Origin of the sequence: Bradyrhizobium sp. SHOUNA76, assembly GCF_023006445.1 — a bacterium.
GTDB lineage: Bacteria > Pseudomonadota > Alphaproteobacteria > Rhizobiales > Xanthobacteraceae > Bradyrhizobium.
The window spans coordinates 1-7,295 of the sequence record NZ_JALBHA010000338.1 but is presented as its reverse complement, the minus strand read 5'-3'; the positions used below and the strand labels follow the sequence as shown (position 1 = coordinate 7,295).

The 7,295-nt window shown below is 64.7% G+C and carries 8 protein-coding genes; 1 reads left to right on the top strand and 7 read right to left on the bottom strand.

Going from position 1 to position 7,295, the window contains the following annotated elements; translation table 11 throughout:
• Window positions 1–287: LysR substrate-binding domain-containing protein (locus tag MOV74_RS26610; protein WP_246929418.1), on the top strand; the 287-nt coding region annotated here is incomplete at its 5' end.
• 189 nt (window positions 288–476) lie between these two features.
• Here MOV74_RS26610 and MOV74_RS26605 read toward each other — a convergent pair.
• The 7 genes from MOV74_RS26605 to MOV74_RS26575 form a co-directional block, all read right to left on the bottom strand.
• Window positions 477–1,877: an FAD-binding oxidoreductase gene (locus MOV74_RS26605; RefSeq protein ID WP_246929416.1), complete on the bottom strand. Its 1,401-nt coding sequence runs from the start codon at window positions 1,875–1,877 to the stop codon at window positions 477–479.
• 51 nt (window positions 1,878–1,928) lie between these two features.
• A complete protein-coding gene (locus MOV74_RS26600; protein WP_246929414.1) occupies window positions 1,929–2,534 on the bottom strand; it encodes a dihydroxyacetone kinase subunit L in 606 nt (201 codons plus the stop codon).
• A 1-nt stretch (window position 2,535) separates the two neighbouring features.
• Window positions 2,536–3,522 carry a dihydroxyacetone kinase subunit DhaK gene (locus MOV74_RS26595; protein WP_246929412.1) on the bottom strand — a complete coding sequence of 329 codons (987 nt, stop codon included), beginning with the start codon at window positions 3,520–3,522 and terminating at the stop codon, window positions 2,536–2,538.
• A gap of 27 nt (window positions 3,523–3,549) precedes the next feature.
• Window positions 3,550–4,437 carry a dihydrodipicolinate synthase family protein gene (locus MOV74_RS26590; RefSeq protein WP_246929411.1) on the bottom strand — a complete coding sequence of 296 codons (888 nt, stop codon included), beginning with the start codon at window positions 4,435–4,437 and terminating at the stop codon, window positions 3,550–3,552.
• 49 nt (window positions 4,438–4,486) lie between these two features.
• Window positions 4,487–5,224, bottom strand: coding sequence for an ABC transporter ATP-binding protein (locus tag MOV74_RS26585; RefSeq protein WP_246929410.1), 738 nt, complete (start codon window positions 5,222–5,224; stop codon window positions 4,487–4,489).
• Window positions 5,225–5,239: 15 nt separating this feature from the next.
• Window positions 5,240–6,391, bottom strand: coding sequence for an ABC transporter substrate-binding protein (locus tag MOV74_RS26580; protein ID WP_246929408.1), 1,152 nt, complete (start codon window positions 6,389–6,391; stop codon window positions 5,240–5,242).
• Between the two features lie 37 nt (window positions 6,392–6,428).
• Window positions 6,429–7,295 (bottom strand): ABC transporter ATP-binding protein (locus tag MOV74_RS26575; RefSeq protein WP_246929405.1); only part of this gene is annotated, 867 nt, incomplete at its 5' end.

The following is a 7,295-nucleotide window of genomic DNA, read 5'->3' as shown; positions in this document are numbered from 1 at the left end:
GCGCCAGCGACGGCGAAGCCGCCCGCCGTCTCTGCCTCGGCGGCGTCGGCCTCGCCCGCCTCGCCCTCTTCCACATCTGGCCCGATATCGAATCCGGCCGTCTCGTACCGGTGCTGCAAAGCTACAATCCGGGCGACCGCGAAGACATCCACGCGGTCTATGTCGGCCATACCGCGCCGCTTCCTGCACGGGTGCGCGCATTCATCGACTTTCTCGCCGAGCACGTACGGGTGAGCGATCCCGCGCTGAAGCGGGCGGGGGACGGGAAATGGAAATTGACGGGATGAGACAGATCGCGGAAGGCCCAGAAGAAAGTTCGCCCCCGGGCTTGCCGAGCTGAATCGAACGGCAATGAGTCCGCCTTCGCCCTAAGGGCTTCGGCGCGACAGCCTTGCGCAAATGTCGTTTGCGAAGGCTGGCGGAGAGACTGTCCCGGGCGCTCGCGGCGCCCAAGTCGCGCCATCCGCTCATGCCCGTCAAGGGTAGACCTTGCCCGGATTCATGATCCCGGTTGGGTCCAATGCCTTCTTCACCGCCTTCATCAGCGCGACGCCTTCGCCATGCTCGGCTTCCATATGGACGATCTTGTGCAGTCCGACGCCATGTTCGCCCGAACAGGTGCCGCCCATGGCGATGGCGCGGCGCGCGGTGCGGAATGCGAGTCCCTCGGCCCGTGCCGTCTCCTCTGCATCTTTGGGATCGAACAGGATGCCGAGATGGAAATTGCCGTCGCCGACATGCCCGACGATCGGAGCAGTCAATCCCGACGCGACGATGTCGGCTTTGGTCTCCAGCAGGCAGGCTGGCAAGGCCGCGATCGGCACGCAGGCGTCGGTGCCCATATTGTTCTTGCCGGGACTCAGCGCCATCACGGCTTGATAGGAATTGTGGCGCGCCTTCCACAAGCGATTGCGATCCTCTGGCCGCTCCGCGAACTGGAACGCTCCGCCGCCGTGTTCCTCCGTGATCGTCCGCATCATCTCGACGTCCTCGCGCACACCATTCGGCGTGCCCTGGAATTCGAGGAACAATGTCGGCGTCTCCGCATAATCGAGCTTTGAGTAATTGATCGCGGCACGCATCTGCATCTCGTCGAGCAGTTCGACGCGGGCCATCTTCAGGTTCGATTGCAGCGCCGTCACCACGGCGGCGACGGCCCCTTCGAGCGACTGGAACTGGCAAACGGCCGCGACGATCGTCTCCGGCAGGCCATAGAGCTTGAGCTGGATCTCGGTGATGACGCCGAGAGTGCCTTCGCTACCGACATAGAGATGGGTGAGATCGAGGCCGGCTGAGGATTTGCGCGCGCGGCTGCCGGTGCGCACGATACGGCCATCGGGCGTGACGACGGTGAGCCCGAGGATGTTCTCACGCATCGTGCCATAGCATACCGCATTGGTGCCGGACGCGCGGGTCGAGGCCATGCCGCCGATCGAGGCGTTCGCTCCGGGGTCGACTGGAAAGAACAGGCCGGTGTCGCGGATCCCTGCATTGAGCGCTTCGCGCGTCACACCGGCCTGGACCCGGCAATCGAGCGAATCCGGCGAGACGTCGAGGATCTTGTCGAAGCGGCTCGTGTCGAGCGAAACGCCACCGGCAACCGCCGCGAGCTGACCCTCCAGCGATGAGCCGGCACCGAACGGCGTGACCGGCACGCGGTGTTCGTTGCAGAGCGCGAGAACGAACGCGACCTCCTCGTTGGTCTCGGGAAACACCACGAGATCGGGCATGCCGATCGCCGGCAGGCCCTCACCATGACTATGCTGGTCGAGCATGGCCTGCGAAACGCTCACGCGCGTGCCGAGGCGCTCGACGAGTTTTGCTCGCACGGCGGCGATAACCTCCGGCCCGGGACGTGGCAGAACCTGGACGTACATCGCGGCCTCCTTCATGACCCTGCCCTCGTCTGTACCACTGCAATCGGGCGTTCAAGCCGCAACTGCGGCCAGCAGACGGGAAAAGGCGAGCATGCCGGGATCATCGAGCCCGATCGTCCGCTCGCCGAACATACGGGCACGTCCGAGCCTGTTCGGCCGCTCCCGGAATGCGTCGAGCGTTTCGCGCGCGGCCTTTTGCGCCGCAGCGATCGCTTCGTCGTGCGTTCTGCAATGCGCCAGTGCAATCGCGACGGCATCGAGCATGTCGACAACCGTCTTGTCGCCGATCCTGGCGCCGCCGCGCGTCATCATCTGGTCGCGGATCGAGGCGAGTAAGCCGCCGAGTTCGTCCCAGCCGATCTCATTGCGCCCCATGGTCGTTTTGGCCAGCGTCATCATCGCAACCGTGACCAGCGTTCCCAGGCTCGATCCCGTTCCGCTGGCGCAGGCTTTGGCACAGGCCTGAAACACCAGGCCGACGTCCGTCTCTTCATTGGGAATGGCAGTTGCGACGGCCTCGAACAGCCGGCGCAGCATGACCCCGGTGTCGCCGTCGCCGATCTTGCCGTCGGCGGCGTTGAGATCATCCTGGGCGGCCGCAGCCGCGTCTCTGGCACGAAAGGCTGCGCTGCGGAGCGTATCGGCCGTGATCGCCACCTCACACCCTCCAGAACGGACAGGCGCAGGGCGCTGCCAGCAGCTTCTCTCGTTCGGCATCAAGGTGAATCAGACTGATCGACAGCCCCGCCATCTCCATCGAGGTGACGTAGTGCCCGACCAGCGGACGCACGATGGTCAACCCGTCCTTCCTGAGAAGCGCAGCGACGCGGCGATAGACGATGAACAACTCCTCGAGCGGCGTCGCACCGAGGCTATTCACCAGCACGGAAACGCGATCGGATCCGTGGGCGACCGCGTCGGCACGCAAGCGCTTCACCATCTCGTCGGCGATCTCGTCTGCCGAACGGAGCTTGTCGCGCCAAATGCCCGGCTCGCCATGGATGCCCATGCCCATCTCGATCTCGTCAGCGCCGATTTCGAAGGTCGGCTTCGCGGCCCCCGGAATCTGGCAAGGCGCGAGTGCGACGCCGATGGTGCGGCAGGCATCGACAGCGGACTGAGCGGTCGCGGTGACCTCGGCGAGATCGGCGCCGGTATCGGCCTTCGCGCCAGCGATCTTGTAGGCATAGATGATTCCGGCGACGCCGCGGCGCTTGCCGGCCTCTTGCGGCGGCGCGGAGGCGATATCGTCGGTGCCGAGCACGGTCGTGGTCGGAATGTCGTCCATCTCGACCATCTCGCCGGCAAGATCGAAGTTCATGCGGTCGCCGCCGTAATTTCCGTAGAGGCGCAGCACGCCTCGTCCGCCATCGACCGCCTTGATCGCCTGCACGCAGGAATCCACCGACGGTCCCGCGAACACGTCGCCGATCGCGCAGGCGTCGAGCAGGCCCTGGCCGACATAGCCGGTGAACAGCGGCAGATGTCCCGAGCCGCCGCCCGAGACGATGCCGACCTTGCCGCGCTTCGGCGCATGCGCGGCGCGGACGACCCGCGCCTCCCGCACCAGTGCCGGGTGAGCGGCCACCAGCCCGTCAAGCATCTCGTCGACGAAGGCGTCGGCGGTATTCATCAGCTTCTTCATGGACCGGTTCTCCCCGAACGATCTCGATCAGACGTCGTATTCGAGCAGCGCCGGCAGCGTGCGCTCGATGGCGGCGCGGGTGGCCGCGTCAGGCATCGGCATGGGCTGGCGGGAGATGCCGCAGTCGAGACCCTGGAGATGGAGCGAATACTTCACGCAGGCCGGCAAATTTCCGTGCGGCAGCACCGACCAGAAGTTGACGAGGCGGTGGTGGATGGCGAGCGCGGTCTCGTCGTCCTTCTTCTTGACGGCGTTCCACAGGCGTACGCAGGGGCCCGGTGCTGCGGTCGGAGAAGCCGCCAGCGTGCCGTGAGCACCGAACTGGAAGCAGGAGTAGAGAAGGTTATCGACGGCGGCGAGGATGACCTTGTCCTTCGGCGCATTGGCGACGAGCTCGGCCGTGCGCGTGATGTGGCCCTGGCTCTGCTTGATACCGACGACCCACGGAATCTCGTTCAGGATACGCAGCACGAGCGGCGTCGAAAGCAGGTTCCAGGGAATGACGTTGTAGAGCAGAACCGGCGTCTTCAGCTCTTCGGTCAACGTCTTGAAGTGGCCGAAATTCGAATCGTCGTCGGGTTGGAAGACGTAGAAGACCGGCGTCACCTGCAAGGCATCGACCTTGAGATCGGCGATCAGTTCGCCGCGCTTGATCACCTCGCGCGTCGAGTTGGCGATGATGCCGGCGACGACCGGCACCCGGCCCGCGACTTCCTCCATGGTGATTTCGCCGAGCCGGCGAAACTCGCCGAGCTCCAGCGCCTGGCCCTCACCCGTCGAGCCGCCGAAGCAGAGGCCGTGCACACCTTTGCCGAGCATGAAGCGGATCTGGTTTCGGAACTTGGCCTCGTCGATGTCACCCTTCTCGTCGAAGGGTGTGGTGAGTGCGGGGATGATGCCGTGAAGCTTCGTCATGATGTGGTAATTGCCTTTGCTTGGGGTTGGGTGAATATGAGGAATGGCATCAGGCGCCGAGATAGGCGTCGCGCACATGATCATCGCGCAGCAGCTCGTCGGCATGGCCCTCGAGCGCGATGCTGCCACCCTCGAGCACATAGCCGTAGTCGGCGACGCCGAGGGCCGCGTAGGCGTTTTGCTCGACGATCACGACGGTGCGGCCGCCCTCGGCGATCCTGCGGATGCTCGCAAACATCTCGGTGGTCAGCTTGGGTGACAGGCCCATCGAGGGTTCGTCGAGTAGCAGCAGCCGCGGGCCGGCCATCAGCCCTCGTCCGATCGCGAGCGCCTGCTGCTCGCCGCCCGAGAGCACGCCGCCCATGTCAGCCGCTTTGCGCTTCAGGACCGGAAACAGTTCGAAGACCTCATCGAGGGTGGCGCTGATCCCACCCTTGTCGTGACGGCGCACATAGGCACCGACCTCGAGGTTCTCCATCACGGTCAGCGTGCTGAAGATCCGCCGGCGCTGCGGCACGCAGGCGATGCCGCCGGCGACGACCTTGTTGATCGGGCGGCCGGCGATCGGCTCGCCGGCGAAGGTGACGGTGCCCACCGACGGCTTGAGCTTGCCGATAATCAGGTTGAGCGTCGTCGACTTGCCGGCGCCGTTGGCGCCGATGATCGCCGCGACCTCACCGCGTTCAACATGGATGGAGAGGTCGAAGAGGACCTGCGCCTTTCCGTAGAACACGTCGACATGCGACAGTTCCAGCTCGGGCGGTTCGGTGGCGGGGATCTTCAGCATCGAGGCGTCCGGCGTTCAGTAGCGGACCGCTTCGAGGACCACGGGCTGCCCGCCCTTGATCTCGACGATGTTGACCTGGCGGTTGCAGTCGCCCTTCTCGTCGCATCCATACGACGCAAGCAGGCCGTCATACTTCACGGTAGCAAAGGATTCGCGGATCTTGGCAACGTCAGCGGACCCGGCAGCGTTGATCGCTTTCGCCGCGAGGATTGCTGCATCGTAATAGGTTGCGGACCAGACGTCGGGCGCCATCTTGAAGCGTTCCTCATAGCGTTTGACAAAAGTCTGTACTGCCGGATTGGGATCTGTCGGGACGAAATAGGAAGCGCTTATCGCGCCTTCGGCCCCGCTGCCGGCGAGCTTGAGAAAAGCGTCTTCGCTGAGCACTGCCCCCGCGAAGCGGAAAGGCAGACCGAACTGTTTCGCCTGCTTGACGATCAGCGCGGCATCGGTGTCGTGGGCCCAGAGGATCACGAGCGCCGCACCGGCATTCTTCAACTTGCTGAGTTGAGCCGAGTAGTCCTTGTCATTGGGATTGTGGCTCTCGATTGCCACCGGCTTGAGGCCGAGTGCCGCCATCTGCGCGACCACGCGGGCCTGGCCCGACTTGCCGAAATCGTCATTGGCATAGAAGATCGCGACCTTGTCTGCAGCCTTCAGTGCCTTCTGGGCATAATCGATGATCGCCTTTGCCTGGACGTCGTCGTTGGAACGGGTTCGGATGACGAATTTGCAGCCGCTATTGGTGACGGGAACGCCGGTGCCGCCGGTGAGCGAGACAATCTTGCCGTTGCAGTAGATATTTTGGGTCGCCATTTGTGTCACGGAATAGTGCGGCCCGATCATCACGGGCGTCTTGTGCACCTGCATGATCTTGTTGACGGCGTTGATCGCGCCGTTGGTGTTGTCGCCCTGGTCGTCCTCGAAGACCACCTGCAACGGCTTGCCGAGCACACCACCTGCGGCATTGATGTCGGCGATAGCGAGTTCGACACCCTGTTTGAAGTTGCGGCCGACGAGAGCCTTGGCCCCCGTCATCGGCAGCGAGACGCCGATCAACGGCTGTTCCTGAGCCGCGGCCCCACCCGGCGACATTGTCACCAGCACCGCGCTCGCGCCGGCCAGAGCCAGCAGGCCGCGCACCCCCATTGTCCTTTTCCTGTTCACGGTCGTCCTCCCCTGAAAATTGGAAAATTGGTCTCGTTCAACCATGCGCTCCGGCATGATCGACGGAGCGGCGCCGGATGTGGCGCGCCCTCGTCTCGTGAGAGGCCGCGCCGGCGCGCTCGCCGAGATAGGCCTCGATGACAACAGGCGACTCCATCACGGCAGCGGGAGCGCCATTCGCAATGAGGTCGCCCAGATTGAGCACGACGACGCGGTCACACATGCTGGTCACGAGCTTGATGCGATGCTCGACGACGAGGATCGTCATGCCCTGCGCGCGCAGCCGTTGCAGGATGGTCGACAGCTCCATGACGAGACCGCCGCGCAGGCCGGCCGCCGGTTCGTCAAGCAGGAGCACCTTGGGCCGCCCGACGATGGCGCGGGCCATCTCGACGAGGCGGCTCTGGCCAAAGGAGAGGTCGCCCGCATGGCGCATGGCGAGATGGCGCACACCCATCTGCTCCAGCGCGGCCAGCGACGCCTGACGGATCGTGGCCTCTCCGCCCGGCTGGCCGGGGATTCGTCGCCAGGCGACCATGACGTTCTCGAGAACGGTCATGGATTCCCACAGCCGCACGTTCTGAAAGATTCGGGCGACGCCGTGAGCATGCACCTCCCAGGCCGGCCGGTTCTGCAGCGGATGGGAGTCCAGCTCGATCAAGCCGTCGACATGGATCACGCCGGAGCAGGCGTTGATCATGGTCGATTTGCCGGAACCGTTCGGACCGATCAGGCCGAGGATTTCACCGCGCATGACGTCGAAGGAGACGTCATTCAATGCACGCACACCGCCGAAGCTGCGCGAGACCTTGCGCATGCGCATCAACGGACCGCTGGAATCCGGCAACGCCGTCCCCCCAGCGAGGCCGGGACCGGCGGCGGCGACCGCCGCGAGGCTGAGCGG